Origin of the sequence: Shinella sp. SUS2 (assembly GCF_001262505.1) — a bacterium.
Lineage (GTDB): Bacteria > Pseudomonadota > Alphaproteobacteria > Rhizobiales > Rhizobiaceae > Shinella.
Genome location: NZ_KQ410732.1, coordinates 344,648 through 364,094 on the forward strand (window position 1 = coordinate 344,648; position 19,447 = coordinate 364,094).

14 protein-coding genes are annotated in these 19,447 nt (G+C 65.2%); 5 read left to right on the forward strand and 9 right to left on the reverse strand.

The window, feature by feature from the left end; translation table 11 throughout:
• The first annotated feature begins 33 nt into the window (after positions 1-33).
• Positions 34-2,328 carry an FdhF/YdeP family oxidoreductase gene (locus tag AKG11_RS17760; protein ID WP_050744834.1) on the forward strand — a complete coding sequence of 765 codons (2,295 nt, stop codon included), beginning with the start codon at positions 34-36 and terminating at the stop codon, positions 2,326-2,328.
• A complete protein-coding gene (locus AKG11_RS17765) occupies positions 2,325-2,612 on the forward strand; it encodes a hypothetical protein (RefSeq protein WP_050744835.1) in 288 nt (95 codons plus the stop codon). The genes AKG11_RS17760 and AKG11_RS17765 overlap by 4 nt, the downstream gene beginning before the upstream one ends.
• On the opposite strand, the gene AKG11_RS17770 is transcribed toward AKG11_RS17765, so the two are convergent.
• The 8 genes from AKG11_RS17770 to AKG11_RS17805 all read right to left on the reverse strand — a co-directional run bounded on the left by AKG11_RS17770 (position 2,605) and on the right by AKG11_RS17805 (position 15,023).
• Positions 2,605-4,695, reverse strand: coding sequence for a caspase family protein (locus tag AKG11_RS17770; RefSeq protein WP_197283992.1), 2,091 nt, complete (start codon positions 4,693-4,695; stop codon positions 2,605-2,607). The genes AKG11_RS17765 and AKG11_RS17770 overlap by 8 nt on opposite strands.
• Before the next feature lie 86 nt (positions 4,696-4,781).
• The gene (locus tag AKG11_RS17775; protein WP_050744837.1) at positions 4,782-6,659 is read right to left on the reverse strand and encodes a methyltransferase domain-containing protein; all 1,878 of its coding nucleotides are present in this window, start codon (positions 6,657-6,659) and stop codon (positions 4,782-4,784) included.
• Positions 6,660-6,667: 8 nt separating this feature from the next.
• A complete protein-coding gene (locus tag AKG11_RS17780; protein WP_050744838.1) occupies positions 6,668-8,887 on the reverse strand; it encodes a glycosyltransferase in 2,220 nt (739 codons plus the stop codon).
• Positions 8,884-9,324 carry a hypothetical protein gene (locus AKG11_RS17785; RefSeq protein WP_050744839.1) on the reverse strand — a complete coding sequence of 147 codons (441 nt, stop codon included), beginning with the start codon at positions 9,322-9,324 and terminating at the stop codon, positions 8,884-8,886. The genes AKG11_RS17780 and AKG11_RS17785 overlap by 4 nt, the downstream gene beginning before the upstream one ends.
• Before the next feature lie 113 nt (positions 9,325-9,437).
• Positions 9,438-11,054 (reverse strand): heparinase II/III domain-containing protein, encoded by a 1,617-nt coding sequence (locus AKG11_RS17790; RefSeq protein ID WP_050744840.1) that lies wholly within the window; start codon positions 11,052-11,054, stop codon positions 9,438-9,440.
• 443 nt (positions 11,055-11,497) lie between these two features.
• A complete protein-coding gene (araH, locus tag AKG11_RS17795; RefSeq protein ID WP_023514737.1) occupies positions 11,498-12,448 on the reverse strand; it encodes an L-arabinose ABC transporter permease AraH in 951 nt (316 codons plus the stop codon).
• Entirely contained in the window at positions 12,445-13,959 is a 1,515-nt protein-coding gene (gene araG / locus AKG11_RS17800; protein ID WP_050744841.1) for an L-arabinose ABC transporter ATP-binding protein AraG, read from the reverse strand. The genes araH and araG overlap by 4 nt, the downstream gene beginning before the upstream one ends.
• Before the next feature lie 80 nt (positions 13,960-14,039).
• Positions 14,040-15,023 (reverse strand): arabinose ABC transporter substrate-binding protein, encoded by a 984-nt coding sequence (locus tag AKG11_RS17805; RefSeq protein WP_024271371.1) that lies wholly within the window; start codon positions 15,021-15,023, stop codon positions 14,040-14,042.
• Positions 15,024-15,211: 188 nt separating this feature from the next.
• Between AKG11_RS17805 and AKG11_RS17810 the strand changes: the two genes are divergently transcribed.
• The 3 genes from AKG11_RS17810 to AKG11_RS17820 are packed head-to-tail and all read left to right on the forward strand — an operon-like array spanning position 15,212 to position 17,954.
• A complete protein-coding gene (locus AKG11_RS17810; protein ID WP_050744842.1) occupies positions 15,212-15,982 on the forward strand; it encodes a FadR/GntR family transcriptional regulator in 771 nt (256 codons plus the stop codon).
• A 35-nt stretch (positions 15,983-16,017) separates the two neighbouring features.
• The gene (gene dgoD / locus AKG11_RS17815) at positions 16,018-17,166 is read left to right on the forward strand and encodes a galactonate dehydratase (RefSeq protein ID WP_050744843.1); all 1,149 of its coding nucleotides are present in this window, start codon (positions 16,018-16,020) and stop codon (positions 17,164-17,166) included.
• An 11-nt stretch (positions 17,167-17,177) separates the two neighbouring features.
• Entirely contained in the window at positions 17,178-17,954 is a 777-nt protein-coding gene (locus AKG11_RS17820; RefSeq protein WP_050744844.1) for an SDR family oxidoreductase, read from the forward strand.
• Positions 17,955-18,197: 243 nt separating this feature from the next.
• Here AKG11_RS17820 and AKG11_RS17825 read toward each other — a convergent pair whose 3' ends face one another.
• The gene (locus tag AKG11_RS17825) at positions 18,198-19,403 is read right to left on the reverse strand and encodes an ROK family transcriptional regulator (RefSeq protein WP_050744845.1); all 1,206 of its coding nucleotides are present in this window, start codon (positions 19,401-19,403) and stop codon (positions 18,198-18,200) included.
• Positions 19,404-19,447 lie beyond the last annotated feature (44 nt).

Sequence of the window (19,447 nt, forward strand, 5' to 3'; positions counted from 1 at the left end):
GATCAATCCTGACGAATGGCAAATACCTGATTTATGGATACTCGTTTTATCGGAAAGAAATCCTCCGCGGCCGGTGGCTGGGGGGCGTTGAAAAGCTGTGGCAAGCGACTGCTTGAAAGCGGCACGCCGCTGTCGGGCGCCAGGGCCATGCTGAAGGCGAACCAGCCGGACGGGTTCGATTGCCCGGGCTGTGCCTGGGGGGATCCCGAGCACGGCTCTTCCTTCGAATTCTGCGAGAACGGCGTGAAGGCGGTTGCCTGGGAGGCGACGGAAAAGCGGGCCACGCCCGCCTTCTTCGCCGCCCATACGGTCTCGGACCTGCGCAAGCTGAGCGACTACGAGCTGGAACTCCATGGCCGCCTCACCCATCCGATGCGCTATGACGCGGCGAGCGACCGCTATCTGCCGGTCGCCTGGGACGATGCTTTCACAGAAATCGGCAACATCCTGAAGAGCCTCGACAATCCTGATCGTGCGGAGTTCTACACTTCCGGCCGCGCCAGCAACGAAGCGGCCTATCTCTATCAGCTCTTCGTCCGCCTCTACGGCACGAACAATTTTCCCGATTGCTCGAACATGTGCCACGAGGCGAGCGGCGTTGCGCTGCGCCAGGCGATCGGCGTCGGCAAGGGAACGGTGTTGCTCGAGGATTTCGAGGCGGCGGACGCGATCTTCGTGATCGGCCAGAACCCCGGGACCAATCATCCGCGCATGCTGGGGGACCTGCGCCGGGCGGCCCTGCGCGGCGCGCGCATCGTCGTCTTCAATCCGATCCGCGAGCGGGGCCTGGAGCGTTTCTCCGATCCGCAGGACAAGATCGAGATGCTGCGCGGCGGCTCGACCGACATTGCCAGCCACTATTTCCAGCCGCAGCTCGGCGGTGACATGGCGGCCGTGCGCGGCATGGCGAAGGCGGTGCTTGCAGCGGAGGACGCGGCGGTTGCGGCGGGCCTGCCGCCGGTGCTCGACCATGCTTTCCTTGCCGAACATTGCGTGGATTTTTCCGCCTATCGTGCCGCGGTCGAGGCGACCGGCTGGTCCGAGATCGAGGATCAGTCCGGCCTGACACGGGCCGAGATCGAACGTGCGGCGGCGGTCTACATGCAGGCCGAGCGCGTCATCTGCACCTGGGCGATGGGCGTGACGCAGCATGTGCATTCCGTCGCGACGATCCGCGAGATCGCCAACTTCATGTTCCTGCGCGGCAATATCGGCCGGCCGGGAGCAGGTCTCTGCCCGGTGCGCGGTCATTCCAACGTGCAGGGCGACCGCACGGTCGGCATCAACGAGAAGCCGCCGGAAGCTTTCCTCGATGCGCTGGAGCGGGAGTTCGGCTTTTCTCCACCGCGCCAACACGGGCACAATGTGCTGTCGGCAATCGGTGCCATGCTGGATGGCTCGGCGGAGGCCTTCATCGGCCTCGGCGGCAATTTCGCCCGCGCGACGCCGGATAGCACGCTGGTGGAAACGGCGCTGCGCCGGCTCAAGCTGACGGTGAACATCGCCACGAAGCCCAACCACTCGCACCTGATGCCGGGAGAGGTGTCCTTCATCCTGCCCTGCCTTGGCCGCACCGAGATGGACCTTGCGCCCAACGGCAATTCCCAGCTGATCAGCGTCGAGGATTCGATGAGCATGGTGCATGGCTCGGCCGGTATCAACCGGCCCGCCTCGCCGCATCTGAAATCGGAAGTGGCGATCATCGCCGGCATCGCCGAAGCGACGGTCGGCAGCGGCATCGTGCGCTGGAGTGCGCTTGCGGAAGACTATGACCGCATCCGCGACCATATCGAGGCGACCATTCCGGGTTTTACGGATTACAACACGCGCCTGCGCAAGCCGCGCGGCTTCCTCCTGCGCAATGCGGCGTCGCACCGGGAATGGGATACGCCTGCCGGCAAGGCCTCCTTCTTCTCCGGCCCGCTGCCGGAGGAGACGGTGCACCAACGGGCGCGCAAGGCCGGCGGGCGCTTCGCGCTGCAGACGTTCCGCTCGCACGACCAGTACAATACGACCGTCTACGGCCTCGACGACCGCTACCGCGGCGTCTACGGCGAACGGCAGGTCATCTTCATCCATCCCGAGGACCTGAAGGCCATGGAGGCGGAAGCCGGCGACCGGGTGGACGTCGTCGGCGCTCACAACGACGGGATCGAACGCGTGGCGCGCGATTTCCGCTTCGTGCCCTATGACGTGCCGCGCGGCAGCATCGCGGGCTACTATCCGGAGCTGAATGTGCTGGTGCCGCTCTCCAGCGCCGGGGAGGAAAGCGACACGCCAACCTCCAAGTCGATCATGGTCTCCTTCCGCAGGCGCGAGGCCGCGTGAGCGGCGAGGTGAGGGAGGCCGGGGACTTCCTGGCGCTTGTCGCCCGCGTGCAGGGCGAGGATCCTCGGCTGACAGGCATCCAGGCCGCGCTCGTCGCGGCCGCTCGCATGGGCGTCGCGAGCGACAGCCGCACGTTCGCCTACCGCCTCAGCCTTGCCCACGCCCTCGTGCTGAGGGAATTGAACGCGCTGGCCGAGCGCGGTGTGGTCCGTATCGACGGGCGGGATGCGCGCACGATGCGGACCCGCTATTGCCTCGGACCGGCCGCAGTCGGGCCTATTTGACGGCCGTGGGCTGGAAGCCGGCCGCGAATTTTTCAGCCTTCCTGACGGCCTTTCCTCCGAGCTTTTCGCCGAGCGCCGCCACCATTTCGCCGGCCCGTTCGACGCCGTTGGCCTTTGCCAGCGTGAACCAGTTGAGTGCCTGCCCGGCATCTTTCTTGAGGCCGGTGCCGTCGAGATAGAGCGTGGCAAGCCGGAACTGTGCCTCGTTGTAGCCCTGTCTTGCCGCTTTGCCGACCCATTCGGCGCCGGCGGCGGGGTTCTTTTTCAGGGCGCTGCCGTCGAGATAGAGGTCCCCGAGCCGGAGCTCGGCATAGATATGGCCCATTTCTGCGGCGCCCGTCAGCAGGATCTCCGCCTGGGCGACGTCCTTCGGCACGGCCTTGCCGTCGAGATAATAGGCCGAGAGCTTCTCCATGGCGGGCGCGAATCCCTGTTTTGCCGCCCGCCAGAGCCAGTAGGCCGCCTTCTGCGGATCGGCCGTCACGCCGAGACCGTTCTCGTAGATCAAGGCAAGGTTGAACTCGGCGAAGACGTTCTTCTTCGCCGCCCCCAGCACATACCAGTAGCGGGCTTCCGTCAGGTTCTTCTCGATGCCGCGGCCGTCGCGATAGACGTCGCCCAGCGAACGATAGGCGATCGGAAAGCCGGCACCGGCGCCGGTCCGGTAGATTTCCCGGGCCTCGTCATGCCGGCCGGCGGCATCGATGGCGCGGCCGTAGTTCATGAGGATGCGCAGGCTGTCGGGAAACTGCTTGAGCGCCGTCATGCAGGCCGGCACCGCAGTTTCCGGCTTGATCTGCTTGAAATAGACACCGACGGCGGGGTCGGCGATCTCCTGCACATGGCCGGCCTCGCGGTCGCAATCGGTGATCTCGGGGTAGAGCGGGTTCTGGGCGAATTCCTCGTAATTCGCCGTGACGCGGCCGGAGATCGCCGGCACGGTCTCGTCGGAGCCTTTCGTCGCATCTTCCAGCCGCAGCCGGGCGAGCTTGGCGAAGACGCCCTCGGGGAATTTTTCGAGATAGCCGCGATACTGGTCGGCGGTGCCGTTCGCCTGGATGCCGTTCCACATCAGAAGGTCCTCGGCCGCATTGATGCTGCGATCGACCGGCAGAGCCGCAACCTCCTGTTCCTTCTCCTCCTTCGGCTTGTTCGCTTCGGCCAGCGTATCGACGCGCATTTCGGCGATGTCGGCAAAGAGGCCCTGGGGGAAGGCGGCGAGGTAGGATTGGTAGCTTTTGGTCGTGTCGCCGTCGACGGCTGCCTGCCAGGCTTCGGCATCCTTGGTTGCTTCCGCGGAGAACTTCGGTACTTCCGGCAGGGCGTCGGTGAAGAAGAAGTCCTTGGTCAGCGAGGAATTGTCCCACGGTACCTGTTCGCCGCCGGTCTCCTCGACAACCCGCTCGCGCACCCGCTTGAAGACCTGCTCGATGGGCAGGCCCGGCGCGGTGATGAAGTCGGCGAGTGCCCGCGTGAAGGGACTGTTACCCTTCGTGCCGTCCGTCGCGACCTTTCCCGGTGCGGTGGCGAAGGCGATGAAGGTGCCCAGCGGCCCGGTGGCACGCGCAAGGCCGCGTGTTGCGCCGTCATTGGCCGCCGTGCCCGCCGAGCGGTTGGTCTCCAGCGGATTGTTGCGGCAGGCATCGACGATGAACACGGCGATGCGTGGGCGGGCGCGCTCGATCTGCTCGGTGATCATCTTCAGGCTGAAGGCTTCGAGCGGCAGGTCGGAAGAGGAGGTGAGCTGGCTGTCCGTCGGGATCAGGTAGTTCTCGTCGGCGAACTGGATGCCGTGGCCGGCATAGTAGACGACGAGATTGGTTTCCGGCGTCAGCGCCTCGGTCAGGCTCTTCAGCGCGCGAACCATCTGCTGGCGGTCGCCGTCGATGACCGAGACGATCTTGAAGCCGGCGGCGGAGAGCGCCTTCTCCATCAGCTTGGCGTCGCTCTGCGCATTGGGCAGGCGCGGAAGATCGGTATATTTGCCGTTGCCGATCACCAGCGCGACGCGGTTGTCTGCGGCGGCGAACGCCGCGGTCGCCATCGAGAAAAACAGAACGAGAAGAAGACACAATCTTTGCATGAGCATCGCCACCCCATGAAGATCCTGGCAGGAGGCTAGCATAGTCCTCCGGCCCGATACTGGACAAGACGGGATGCAGCCCGGCGTTATTCTGCGTCCCTGTCCTCAAAACTGCCTTCCAGCATGCGCGCCAGCGTTTCAGCGCCGTTCCGCCAGCCATCTCCGGCCTCGGCGATGCCTGCGCACGTCGTTGCCAAATTAGCTTGCACGTCGGCACGAAGCAGTCTGCCGAGGGCGGCGGAGAGGTGCGCCTCGTCGTCCGCAACGCGATGCAGCAAGGCGGCACCGCGGCTCTCGGCCCAGCGTGCGCGATCGACCTGCCGGTCCATGTCCGGGCTTTCGTCCGGCGCGAAGAGGGTGGGAATGCCACCTGCAATGTTCTCATGGAACGTGTTGTAGCCTGCCCGCACGATCGCGGCGTCCCAGGCGCGGCTTACGGCATAGGCGGGGTGGCGCATGAGCCGGTGGTGGCGTTCGGGATGGCGGGGCGCGGTCTTTCCGGTCAGGGGGGATTGTAGTTCCAGCACATGCAGGTCGGCCCTCGCAAGGAGGTCGTCCAGCAGCCGGGTGTGAAGACGCATGAGATCGGGATTGGCGGAACGGGAGAGGTCGAGAAGGATGACGGTGGCTGTCTGTGGCAGGCCGAGTGTTTGTCGCGCCGCATCACGTGCCAGGCGCTCCGACGGGTCGATCAGCAGCATCGGAGGCACCAGCCGGGTCTTTGCTCGGTCGGCGGCGGTCGGCCCGCCATCGTATTCGCCGGCATAGTCGTCCGGTTCGATGATGATGGGGAAATGCGCGCCGGCACCGATATAGGTTTCATGGTGTGCCGGCCACATTCCGCGCCGGATCCAGATGGCCTGCACGCCGGGATGATGGCCGAGGGCCTGGATGACGCCGTCAAAGACGAAATTGACGTCGTAGACGAGGGTGGTGGCGTGATGGGCTTCGAGCAGCAGACCGATTTCCGCGGCGAGCCGGTCGTTCCAGGCGGCGGGCTCCTCGCCGGTCAGCCCATGATGCGGCACGAAATGCACGGGAAAGCCGAGATCGCGCACGATGCCTGCGCTGTAGCTCATGGTCAGGAAGGCGGCCGGGCGGTGTTTCAGCCGTCTTGCGATCGCAAGCTGGCGAGTGAGATGGCCCTGGCCGATGCCGTTCGCCGAGACGAACAGGATGCCGTCGGGACGGTCAGAGAGAGGGACAGGGCTTGTCGGCTGCGCCGTTGCCGCCCGCTCATCGAGGATCGGCCGATCCTCCAGCCTTTCGATGAAGAAGACGGCACTGTTGTTGAAGCCGCGCCAGGCCGTTTCCGGGACGTTGATGGCGAGAAGCCGTTCTGCGGGAACGAGGCGGGTCGCGTCGTAGTCCGCTGGCAGCGGCAGGACCGCGCCGAGCGTATCGGCGAGATCCTCCGGGGAGAAGATGCGCATGTGATCCGACTGACCGAAGCGTGCTGTGCGCTCGGCCTCGGTGTGCCCCTCCAGCGCCTCGCGGAACCCGCCTTCGAGGAAGGGGATGCTGAAAATATGCAGGCCGCCGGGTTTCACTAAACGGTGGAGGCCGGCGGCGACGGCGCGATAGTCGCAGGCGACGTGTTCGAGCACATGGTTGTGCAGCACGATATCGAAGGAAGCCGGGGCAAGGGTTGGAAGATCGCGGCAGAGATCGAGACGGGTGACGGCGAAAGGGAATTGGCCGGGGTCGATGTCGGCGCTGAGATAGCTGCTGCCGAAGCGGTTTCGAAAGGGGGTGGCGAGGCACTCTTCGGGAGCGAGGTGCAGGATGCGGCGATTTCCCGACAGGAGGCCGCGCAGGCGCAGCACCTCGAAGATCAGCCGGTGACGCTCCAGCGAACCGCAGCCCTCGCAGCGCACGTTTCGGCGCAGGAAGGCGCTGTCCTTCTCGCCATAGGTATCCCCGAAGACCGGACTGCCGCAGATGTTGCAGGTTGGCGAGGCCACCGTCGTCCTCACAGGCTGTCGAGCTTGGTGATGTCCCAGTCGGTCCGGACGATCCGGGCATGGTCCTCCACGTAACGGGCGATGTCGCGGGCGCCGTTCGTCCAGGTGATAGACCGGCAGCGGCGCACCACGCTCTCTCGTTCCACCGGATCCAGCAGGCGCTCGACATGGGCCGCGGCAAAGCCGAGGTCGTAGTCGCGGCGCATCAGCCAGCCGCGGCCGGTGAGTTCCGCCCAGCGGGCGCGGCTTGCCTGCAGGTCCATCTCGTCGGCTTCGTTGGGCACGAACAGTGTCGGGACGGCGCCGAGCACCTGTTCGTGAAAGGTGTTGTAGCCGGCCGCGGTGATCGCCGCGTCGAAGGCGTTGCTGAAGCGGAAGCTCGGGAAGAGCTCGACCACCCGGTGCCGCTCGCCCAGCCTTTCGAGGTCGGCGGCGTCGGGCGTGATCGGCGAGCGGATCTCGAGCGCGATCGTGTCGGGGCGGCGCAGCACTTCGGCGAGCAGCGCGCTGCGAACATCCCGCATGTCGAAATTGGCGCCCGAGCCGAGCTGGAAGGCGACGACGGTTATGCCTTCGGGCAGGCCCAGCGCGGCCCGCGCGCTTTCGCGTGCCATGCGGTCGGCCGGGTCGAGCTGCAGGACGGGCGGCACGAGGAAGGTTTCCCTGCGGCAGGCTGCGGTTGGGCCGTGATCGAAGGTTTCCGCCAGCTCGCCGGGTTCGATCACCGCATCGAAATGGTCGGTGAAGTCGAGGAACACCCGGTGGGATTCCCGCCAGAGCGGTCGCCGCACCCAGATCTTGAAGAGATCGGGAAACGCGCCGAGCGCCCGGGTGACGCCTTCGAAAACCGCCGTCGCATCATAGGCGAAGACAGCGGGGCGCAGATGGGCGATGAGTTCGAACAGCTCCTCGGCAAGGCAGGTGTTCCAGTCCTCGGGGTCGGCATCGAGGATGCGGTGATGCGGCAGGAAATGCGCCTGGTAGCCCTGCTGTACGGCCGCCTTCATGGAATAGGACATGGTGGCGAAGACCGGTGTCAGACCCGACGGCAGCCGCTGCGCGACGGCGAGCTGCTGGGTGAGGTGTCCGACGCCGATGCCGTTGCTGGAGGCAAAGAGCACATTGCGTTGCGGCAGGGCCGGGAAAAGTTCGCCACCGGGGGGGCTCGCCTCTTCCGGCGTCCCCATGATGCGGTTGAGACGGTCGGCATAGATCGCCGCGTCGTGGTTGTTTTCGACGAAGCGGCGGGCCTGCATACATTGCGACCGGTAGCGCTCCGGGTCGTTCACGAAGCCATCGATGAGGCGCTCGACATCTTGAGGTTCGCCGTAGATCGCTGCCTTTCCGAACAGCAGCGCGAAATGCGGGGGCAGGATGACGACAAGACCGGTCGCGAGCGCTTCGAGGATCGTCCGCCCGAAGGCCTCCGACCAGGCCGGATCATGGAAGTAGACATAGAAATCGAGCGTGCCGAGGAAGGCTGGAACACCGTCCCAGGTGAAGGGCACCAGCTCCCAGTTCGGCGGGATCGCGCCGTATTTTTCAGTGAGGAAAGTATCGGCGCCGAGCGCGCGCACGCGAAACCGTGCGCCGTCGGCCGGGTAGGCGAGCAGCACGTCCTCGGCGGTCGGCCACTTCAACGGGTCGGGGCGTGAGTGTCGCCCGATGACGACGGGATAGGCGGGCTCTCGGGCCGGTTTTGCTGCCCAGTCGTCAAGGTCGATGAGATTGCCCCAGTCCTCCTCCAGCATATGCGCATAGGGCGGCAGGCGGCGCGGAAGGCTGTCGCGCACGACGGCGCTAACCGGCGCCAGGAACACATCGCTGCCGAAGGCGTCGCAGGCATGGGCAACGACGCGTTCGAGGTCGTACTGCCGGCGGCCGTCTCCGTCATACATCGGGTGGTGCAGGACGATCAGCAGTTTATTCGTGGTGATCGACAGCGGGCGCGTCGGGCGGTTCTCGACGATCGTCGGGTGATGGATCAGCACGAGGCGGGCGTGGAGGCGCATGTCGGGGTCGATGCGCTCGGTCAATCCTTCATCGATCAGGCGCCGCAGGTCCGGGTGCATGGGGAAGGGCAGACCGAGCAGCGGTCCTTTGACGGCGAGCAACCCTGTGCGCAGGCCTGCGCGTGCGGCGGTACGGATTTCCACGGCGAGTGCCGTCGACGTCCCTCCCTCGAAGCGAACATCCGCAACGAAGAGGACGTCGAGCGCCGTGCTCATCGATTGGTCCGCGCCGTCATTGCAGGGGCTGCGGCAAGGAAGGCGTCGATGTTCTGGCCGTAGCTGATGACATGCACCGGCTGCCATTTCGACATGAGGAGACGCCAGCGTTTGGCCAGATAGGCGTTCCAGGAGATTTCGGCGGCGTGCAGCTTCTGTTCGAGGGTGGAGGGCAGGTATTCGAAGATGGCGTTCCTGTCGCGGAACCGCATGAAGTCGAGGCTGTCGGTGAGATAGACGATCTTGTGCTTCGTGCCGAAGCGACGAGCCGTCACGTCGATGATCTCGTCGATCTGCTCCGCCTCGACGCCGATGAGCGTAACGATGATCGTGCTGAGCGCCGGTTGCGAGGCGTAGATGGCGAGGGTTTGCGCCGGCACTTCGTCCGGTGTGGCAGGCTTAGGGCCGCGTTGCGGCAACCAGCCGAAGATCCCCATTTCGCCTCCCCCTCGATCCCGCCGGGGCGGGCCTGAAAGCGCCTCTGGATGAAGGCTATTGCCGGGACCCGGCGCTGTCAACGAAGGGCGAATGGAAAAAGCGGGGTGAGGGATCAGGAGGCGAGCGGCCAAGCGGCAATGGCAGCGGGGCGCCATAGCGACGGCTGGCCGGCGGCGAGACGCACGACGACCGATTGCGTTCCGGTGGCCGCAGGAACGGGGAAAAACAACCGGCCGAAGGCGGCATTGCTGCTCTCGCCGATGGGGGAAGGGGCGGGCTCGAACGACCAGGCGAGGCCGACCGGTGCCAGGATCTCAGCCGTCACTGTCACGCCGTCGAGGGTGAGCCGGGCGCAGGCGCCATCGAGATCGACGGTGGCTTCGCTGTAGAATTGCCAGAGGCCGGCCGGGGTGGCGGCGCCCTCCTGCTCCAGCTCATCGACGATGAAGGCGGTGTCGGCGCCGTCAAGGGCCACGCCTCGGCGCCAATCGACCGGCCAGCCGTCATCGCCCATGGCATAGGCGGCAAAGCGGCGGCCGTCCCGCTGTCCCACACCGAGGAGCCTTGCAAAGGCCGTGGTCGATTGCGGTGCGCCGTCGATCAGCACGGTGCTGTGAGCCGCGGTCTGCGTGCGAAAATAGTCGAACCGACGCGCGGGCTCGAAATAGCCGGGAAGGGCATAGTTTTCCCGGCCGAGCTCGCTGGCGAAACGCCGGCCGGCTATCTCCAGCACGAAGGTGCCGAGGTCGAGATGGGCGTGGTTGACGTCGTTGCGCCCGCCTTTCAGGGCGAGCCAGGTCGTGCCGGTCCGCAGAACCGCAACACCTGCCGGCTCGTAGGCGGTCGGTGCGTCATCGGCCGGCTGGGGCCCGGCCTCCGGTGCGCACCACAGGAGGTCGAAAGGGTGCGGATCGCCGGGAGCGGTGTGTTGCCAGGCCGTTGCGGCCGGTTCGCTCGCGCGGCCGGCGAGCCAGCCGAGCACGGGCGCGCGGCGCGGCTGCTCCGTCGCGTCGCCGAAATTGAACACCCGGCCGCTGGGGCCGGTGAGGTCGCGGCCATATCGCCAGGTGCGCGTGATTGCGTCCGGCATATCCGTCGCAAGGCCGAGATCGTCGAGAAGGGCGTGGGCGAGCACGGCGTAGCGCGTGGCATATTCCCAGTAGTCCGGCCCCTCCTCATAGCTGCCATCGGCGCCGAAGGCGGACAGTCCATGTCGCAGGGCAGGCCGGAAACACGCCAGCACGTCCCCGGAGAGGGTGGCGTCCGTGTCGGCCATGGCGGCGGCACCGGCGATCATGCCGGTGCAGCAGACGATATTCCAGTTGTTGCTGACCGTCATCCAGGACGCCCCGGCTGCCGCGGCGGCAAGGCCTGGGGCAAGCCCCTTGGTGGCGATGGCCGTGGCGATCGTGTCATGGTCGGCACGGGTCAACAGCGGCCTCGTCCAGCAAAGGCCGAGCGCCATGCCGGTCGTCATCTCCGCGGTGTCGAGGAAATGGGTCGGGTTCCAGTTGGTGAATACGGCAGCGTTCAGCAGTTCGCGGATCACCCGCCGGCGAAAGGCGCTGCCGCCGACAAGGCAATCGGCAACGGCCAGCGTTGCGATGCGGTCGAAAAGCTTGCGGCTCGTCGGTAGAATGACGTCGCGTCCATCCTCCCGTTCCAGTTCAAGCAGGGGGGCGGTGTGGATATCGCCAGCGGTCTGCAGGACCCAGTCGGAATAGCGCATGCCAGCAACGGACGACCGGGCCGAAGACCGGATCTGCCCCGCATTCAGAGAAAGGATCAATAATTCCTGGCCCCGCGCGTGGCGCTTGACGTATCGATATGTGCCTTCTTGGCGACCTTGCAGGGCACCTGCTTGCCCTTGACGGTACAGACTGTCGGTTTACCTGCGCTCGTCTCGCAGCCGCTCAGTAAAACGGATGCCGACAGAAGTGCTGCCAGCGAAGTCCACCTTGCTATTACGAATCTGGTCATGGTCCTGTCCACCCGAAATTAGCAAGTCTTCATGGAAAGCGACAAGACGGGTAAAGTCAATATCCCCGCTGCCCAAAACAGGGTGTTTCCTGCGACTGGGCGACAGGGGTGGCCGGAATTCGATCCCGGCCACCCAGGCTACAGTGACCTGCAAAGGATGAACCCGGCACTGCCGCGCTGCGGAAGGTGCAGTCAGGTGCGCCGGCCGGCTGCGGCCGAGCGCAGGTTGTCGAGCAAAACGGCGAGCAGGAGGATCAGGCCGCGCACGACATACTGGTAGAACGCCTGGATGTTGAGGAGGTTCATGACGTTTTCCGCAATGCCCATGATCAGCACGCCGACGATGACGCCCGTCATGGCCGCCCGGCCGCCGGCAAGCGACACCCCGCCGAGCACGCAGGCCGAGATGACCGAGAGTTCTAGGCCTGTCGCGGCATTCGGCTGGCCGGAGGTGATGCGCGAGGCCAGCAGCACGCCGGCAACCGCGCAGACGAGGCCCTGCAGTGCGAAGATCCAGATGCGCATGTTCGAGACGTTGACGCCGGCAAGGCGCGAGGCCTCGGGATTGCCGCCGATCGCCAGCGTGTTCTTGCCGAAGACCGTGCGGTTCAGCACGAAGCCGAAGACGATGAAGAAGGCGGCCATGACCCAGATCGGCGTCGGGATGCCGAGGAATTTCGACAGGGCGAGCTGGTAGAAGCCCGGATCGTTGATGCCGACGGCGCGGCCGTCCGAGGCGATCAGCGCGAAGCCGCGTACGATCTGCATGGTGGCGAGCGTCGTGATCAGCGCGTTGATGCGGAAGCGGGCGATCACCACGCCGTTGACGAGGCCAACCGCGCCGCCGCAGATCAGTGCGGCGATAAGGCCGACGAGGATCGACCCCGAGGCATTGGACGCCATGACGGCGACCATGCCGGAAAAGGCGACGGTGGAGCCGACCGACAGGTCGAAGTCACGCGAGGCGAGGCAGAACATCATCGTGCAGGCGACGATGCCGATGGTGACCACCGATTGCAAGAGGCCGAGCATGTTGCGCTCGGTCAGGAAGTTGGGCACCGTCAGGGCCACGATGGCGAAGGCGACGGCGAAGATGACGACCAGACCCTGTTCGCCGAGGAGGAGTTTTTTCAAGGACGTCATCGGGACTTGACCTGCTGGTTGGGAACATCGGGAAGGGCGGCGGCGAGGATGCGGCGTTCGTCGAAATCGGCCCGCTCGATGTCCGCGGCGACACGGCCTTCGCACATGACCATGATGCGGTCGGTGATGCCCATCACCTCGGGCAGTTCGCTGGAGATGACGATGATCGCCATGCCCTGGCCGGCGAGCTCGTAGAGGATCTCGTAGATCTCGGATTTGGCGCCGACGTCGATGCCGCGTGTCGGTTCGTCGATGATGAGGACCTTGACGCCTTGCTCCGACAGCCAGCGGCCGAGAATGACCTTCTGCTGGTTGCCGCCCGAGAGGTTGACGATCTCCTGTTTGCGGGAGGGCGTGCGCACGCGCAGTTTGGCGATGAAGCGGTCGGCAAGCTCGGCCTCCTTCTTCGGCTGGAGGATGCCGAAGGGGGAAAAGTGCCGGCGCGAGGAGATCGCCATGTTCTCCTCGATGTTGCGGCCCTGCACGATGCCGTCGAACTTGCGGTCTTCCGGGCAGAGCACGATGCCGGAGCGGATCGATTGCGGTGGACTGTCCGGTGCAACGGCCCTGCCGTCGACGGCCACCGTGCCTTGCGAACGGCTGTCGGCGCCGTAGACGAGACGTGCCATTTCGCTGCGGCCGGCGCCGATGAGACCGAAGAAGCCGAGGATTTCACCCTGGCGCACGGAGAAATTGATCGGCGTACGCAGCTTGCGCCCGGCGAGGTCCTTAACCTCCAGCCGCACGGCGCCGCGCTCGCGGGGGCGAAAACCCCAGATGTTGGCGATCTCGCGGCCGACCATCTCGGAAATGATCTGGTCGCGCGTCACGGCGGCGATATCGGGGTGATGGGCCGCCAGCTTGCCGTCGCGCAAGACCGTGAGGCTGTCGCACAGGCGAAAAATCTCGTCGAGGCGATGCGAGACGTAGAGGATGACCTTGCCCTGCGCGCGAAGGCGGTCGATGAGGGAGAAGAGGATTTCGCTTTCGCGCGAGGAGAGGGAAGAGGTCGGTTCGTCGAGCGCGATGACGCGCGCGTCGGCCATCACGGCCTTGGCGATCTCGACCATCTGGCGTTCGCCGATCGACAGCGACGCGACCTTGGCGGCGGGATCGATGTCGATGCCGATATCCTTGAGCTTCGCCTTCACCACGCCGAGGAGGCGCGTGCGGTCGATGACGCCGGCCTTGCCGGGAAAGCGCCCGAGCCAGAGGTTCTCGGCGACTGTCAGCTCGGGCACGAGCTGCAGTTCCTGGTGAATGACGATGACGCCGGCTTCGAAGGCGTCGCGCACCGAGCGGTAGTGCTGCGCCTTGCCGTCGATCAGGATCTCTCCGGTATCGGCGGACTGATCACCCGAGAGAACGCGGATAAGCGTCGATTTTCCCGCGCCATTTTCGCCCATCAGGCCGTGCACGGCGCCCTTCTTCACGGAGAAGGAGACGTCGGCGAGCGCCTGCACGCCGGGATATCCCTTGGATATCGCGTTGAATTGAAGGAAGTCCTGCATCTCTCCACCCCCGAAAAGAAGCCCGGCGGCCCAAAAGCCTTCAACTGCGCCGCCGGGGTGATATCATCTTGGGAGGATGATTATTCGATGCCAAGGTCCTTGCGGACGGTCTCATAGTTGTCGCGCAGAGCGACCTGGCCGGCCGTCAGGGTCAGCTTTTCCGGTTCCTTGCCGTTGGCGACCCACTCGAACATGTTGAGCGCGGTCTCGTAGCCGTGACGCTTCGGCGAGATGATCACGGTGCCGAAGAAGCCGGTTGCCGTGGGCTTCTTGAACTCGTTGATCGCCGAATCCGCACCGCCGATGCCGACGCCGATCATGCTGTCGGCGGCAATGCCGACGCTTTCGGTGGCGCGCACCGCGCCAAGCACGGCTTCGTCATTGAGGCCGACGGCGACCCAGTGCTTGATGCCGGCATTCTTGTTGAGCACGACGGTCGAAGCGTTGAGCGCCGCTTCCGTGTCGGTCTTGGCCTGCGGGGCGTCGAAGATGTTGGCTTCCGGGAAGCCGGCGGCCTTCAGCACGGAGAGCGCACCTTCGACACGGTCGACGGCGGTCGGCAGCTGGTCGTAGGAGACGCGGATCGCGCCGACGTCCTTCATGTCCCAGCCGCGCTTCTTGATTTCCGCGACAATGGTCTCGCCGACGGCCTCACCGATCTTGGTGGCCGAGATGCCCATATGCGGCACGTCTTCGATCGGGCTGCCATCGGCATTGACCAGGCGGTCGTCGACGGTCATCAGCTTGAGATCGTTGGCGGCGGCCTTGGCGACGATGCCGGGCCCAAGCTTCACGTCCGGCGTGCAGATGATGAAGCCCTGGGCACCCTGCGCGCCGAGATTGTCGATGGCCGACTGAACCTTTTCGCCGTCCTCCGCGCCGATCTTGACGAGGGTAAAGCCCTTCTCCTTGGCGGCGACGTCTGCGAACTTCCATTCGTCCTGGAACCACGGCTCTTCCGGCTGCTTCACGATGAAGCCGATCTTCACATCGGCAGCGAAGGCGGAGGTTGCGGCGAATACGGCGACGGTGCCAGCCAGGATGGCTGCTTTGATAAGGCCCATTGTCTCTCTCCCAAGTTAACTGCGCCTGCAGTGTGCCTTGGTGTAGTGTCTTTCATCATATTCGTCAATTGCGTTTGTATGATGAATTAAATAACAGTGTATGATAGTAACGTCGCGATGATGCGAAGCGGGCCGTCGCCATCGGGCGCGAAACGGGATATGCATCGCGGACGGAAATGGGGTGGAGAATGATCGTGCAGGAACAGGACGGGCGCTCGGGCGTGGCCGATGGCGAGGGCGGCGTACGGCGTCCCCGGGTGCAGAAGAACATCACGCGGGCGATTGCCTCGGATATCTGCGCCGACATCTTCCCGGTCGGCGGGTTCCTGCCGACCGAGAACGAGCTGTGCCTGCGCTACGGCGTCAGCCGCACCGTCATCCGCGAATCGCTGAAGATCCTCGAATCGAAGGGCCTGGTGCGCGGCCGCTCCCGGGTCGGCACGATCGTCTGCCCCAAGGAGGAGTGGAACATCCTCGACCAGCAGGTGCTGGAATGGATCGGCCCGCGCATCTTCGAATTCGATCTTCTCACCTGCGTGCTCGACGCGCGCCGTGCCATCGAGCCCTTTGCCGCCGAACTCGCCGCCGAGCGCGCGACGGTGCAGGATGTCGCGGAAATCGAGCGCGCCTGGGAACGCATGCGCGAGGCGGAGAGCGATCTCGATGCCTTCTCGCAGGCGGACTTCGCTTTCCATGCGGCGCTGCTCAAGGCCAGCCACAACCAGGTTTTCATGCAGCTCGCCAGCATCATCCAGGCCGCGCTCGAATTCTCGCTGCATGCCTCCGCCGAAGCGGCGGATGCCCGGGACGAAGCGCTGGAGGTCCACAAGCGCCTCGTGGATGCGCTGCGCATGCGCGACAAGGCGACGGCGCGTGAATGTTCGCACCGCCTGCTTGATCTTGCCGCGCGCGATCTGGCGATTGCCGTCAAGAATCATCCGACGCCTGCGGGCGCCTGATCCAATCCCCTTTCTGTTTCCAGACGAGTGTCCCCATGAAGATCACCAAGCTCACGACCTATATCGTTCCGCCTCGCTGGCTCTTCCTCAAGGTGGAGACGGACGAGGGCATCGTCGGCTGGGGCGAACCCGTCGTGGAAGGTCGCGCGCTGACCGTGGAGGCGGCGGTGCACGAGCTCTCCGACTACCTCGTCGGCAAGGACCCGCTGCTCATCGAAGACCATTGGCAGGTCATGTATCGCGGCGGCTTCTACCGCGGCGGGTCGGTGCACATGTCGGCGCTGGCCGGCATCGACCAGGCGCTCTGGGACATCAAGGGCAAAGCTTATGGCCAGCCCATTCACGCTCTGCTCGGCGGCCAGGTGCGCGACAAGATCAAGGTCTACAGCTGGATCGGCGGCGACCGTCCCGCCGATGTCGCCAACAATGCCCGCGAGGTCGTCGCCCGCGGCTTCAAGGCGATCAAGCTCAACGGCTGCGAGGAAATGCAGATCGTCGACAGCTGGGACAAGGTGGAAAAGGCGGTGGAGACCGTCGCCATCATCCGCGAGGCGATCGGCCCGCATGTCGGTATCGGCGTCGATTTCCATGGCCGCGTGCACCGGCCCATGGCCAAGGTGCTCGCAAAGGAGCTCCAGCCCTATAATCTGATGTTCATCGAGGAACCTGTGCTTTCGGAAAACCGCGAGGCCTTGAAGGAGATCGCCAACCATTGCTCGACGCCGATCGCGCTGGGCGAACGGCTCTATTCGCGCTGGGACTTCAAGTCGGTCCTGTCGGACGGCTATGTCGACATCCTCCAGCCGGATCTTTCCCATGCCGGCGGCATCACGGAATGCCGCAAGATCGCGGCGATGGCGGAAGCCTATGACGTGGCGCTGGCGCCGCATTGCCCGCTGGGCCCGATCGCGCTCGCCGCCTGCCTGCAGGTGGATGCGGTCTCCTACAATGCCTTCATCCAGGAACAGAGCCTCGGCATCCACTACAACAAGGCCAACGACATCCTCGACTACATCTCCAACAAGGAGGTGTTCCACTATGCCGACGGTTTCGTTTCGATCCCGCAGGGACCCGGGCTCGGCGTCGAGGTGGACGAGGCCTATGTCATCGAACGGGCAAAGGAGGGCCATCGCTGGCGCAACCCCGTGTGGCGGCATGAAGACGGTAGCGTCGCCGAATGGTAGGGGGAGCGGAGATGGCTGGACGTCTTGACGGAAAACGGATCGTCGTCACCGGTGCGGCGCAGGGCATCGGCCTTGCCATCGCCGAATGCTTCCTTACCGAGGGGGCAAGTCTCTTCCTCATCGATCGTGACGGCGATCTGCTGGCCGCGGAAGCCGGCCGGCTTCGTGCCGCTGGCGGCAAGGTTGGCCATGCGGCGGCTGACATCACCGATGCCGATGCCATCGCGCGGGCGGTGGCTGCTGCGACAGCCGAGATTGGCCGGCCGAATGCGCTGGTCAACAATGCCGGGGTCAATGTCTTCTTCGAGCCGCTGAAGCTCTCGGATGCCGACTGGCAGCGCTGCTTCGACATCAACCTCAAGGGCGCCTGGAATTGCAGCAAGGCCGTTCTGCCGGGCATGATCGAAGAGGGGGGCGGGGTCATTCTCAACATCGCCTCGACCCACGCCTTCACCATCATCCCGCACACTTTTCCCTATCCGGTGGCCAAGCACGCGCTGCTCGGCATGACCAAGGCGCTCGGCCTCGAATATGCGGGGCAGGGCGTTCGTGTGAACGCGCTGGCGCCCGGCTATGTGCGCACGCAGAAGGCCGTGGAATACTGGAACAGCTTTCCAGATCCCGTCGCGGCAGAGGCTGAAACGATGAAGCTTCATCCCGGCGGGCGTATCGCCTCGCCGGAGGAGATCGCCAAAGCCGCGCTCTTCATGGTTTCGGACGAATGCCCCTTCATGAACGCCACCTGCCTGACGGTGGATGGCGGGATGAGCGTGCTGCATCACCCCTGAGCGGATGGGATTTTCGACAGCGGAAAAAAAGAGGCCCCGCACGAAGCGGGGCAGCGAGCGCCACGGTTGGCTCCCAATGACGCGGGGAAGCTCGCGGGTTGCGCGAGTAATATCTGAGTAGGGTTTTGCTGGGACGCAGGGAAGGTCTGATTCGGCGATTCCGGTACGCTCGTGCAAATAAACTGCAGATGCAGCGGTTTTGGCCAGGTTGCGGACGGGAAGTGCCCACGAAACAGGCAGCCGTCAGGACGCCGTTTTCAGGATCGCGGAGAAGCGGGGATCGAAAGCCCGGCGGATCGGCTCGGCCGCGGCACCCAGCGCGACCGCCCACGGGCCGATCATGCCGAGCTGCAGGCGCGGCAGCGTGCGGTCAGGTCGGTCGGCGTTGGAGGAGATGAGCGGGAACATGGCATCGAACAGCCGCTTTGCCAGCGGCTCCGGTGCGCTGCCCGAGAGAATGACGGTCTGGGGATCGAAGATGGTCTCGACCGTGTGCACGGCCTGGCGCATGTCGGCCGCCGCGCCGGCCAGCCAGTCGAGAATGCGCGGATCGTCCGCAAGCGTCCGCCGCTCGACCTCAGCGTAGGCCTCCGTGGTCGCCGAATCGAGGCCGAGATGCTGGAACAGCGAAGCGAGCGACGAGCGGTGTTCGAGCGGCGACTGGCTGCCGCCGCGCGAGAACAGCACCATGCCGATCTCGCCGGCATTGCGGTTGCTGCCCGTATAGAGCTCCCCGCCGAGGATCAGCCCCGCCCCGATACCGTAGCCGAAATAGATGCAGACGGCATGGTCGAGGCCGTCCGCCGAGCCGTTCATCCGCTCGGCTGTCGCGCAGGCGGTGGCGTCGTTCTGCAGGCTTGTGGCCAGTCCCGTGCCGGCGGCCAGCGTTTCGACGAGCGGGAAGCTCTGCCACGGCGCCATCATCCAGGCATTGTCCTCGGACGGCGGAAGGCCGAAAGGCCCGGGCATTGCAAGGCCGAGCCCGGCAAGCCGGTGTGTCGATTCGGGGATGCGCCGTGCCAGGTCGCTGCGCATGGTCTCGATGAGGCGAAGGATCAGCTTGCACCCCTCCACCGGGCCGCCCGGCGGAAGGTTGGCGACGGCGCGGGCGACTTCCCGCCCCATGAGGTCGACGGCGACGAGGCGCGTGAGGTGCCGGTCGATCTGCACGCCGAGGGCAAAGGCGCCTTCCGGAACAAGGCGATAGGGCGTTGAGGGCTGGCCGCGCCCGCCGCGCACCACCTCCTCCGACGCGACGAGCCCGTCCACCTCGAGGCTTTCGACGAGATTGGAGATGGTCTGCTTGGTCAGTCGCGTGGCGCGGGAAAGATCGGCGCGCGACAGGGGTCCGTTCAGCCGGATGGCCTCGATGATGACGCGCCGGTTATGGGCGCTGGTGCCTTCCTGGTTGGTTCCGCTCTTGGCGCGGATCGTCCGCAGTTCGTTCATCGATACCCCCTCTTGACACCATTTGAATAATACAGAACACTTAA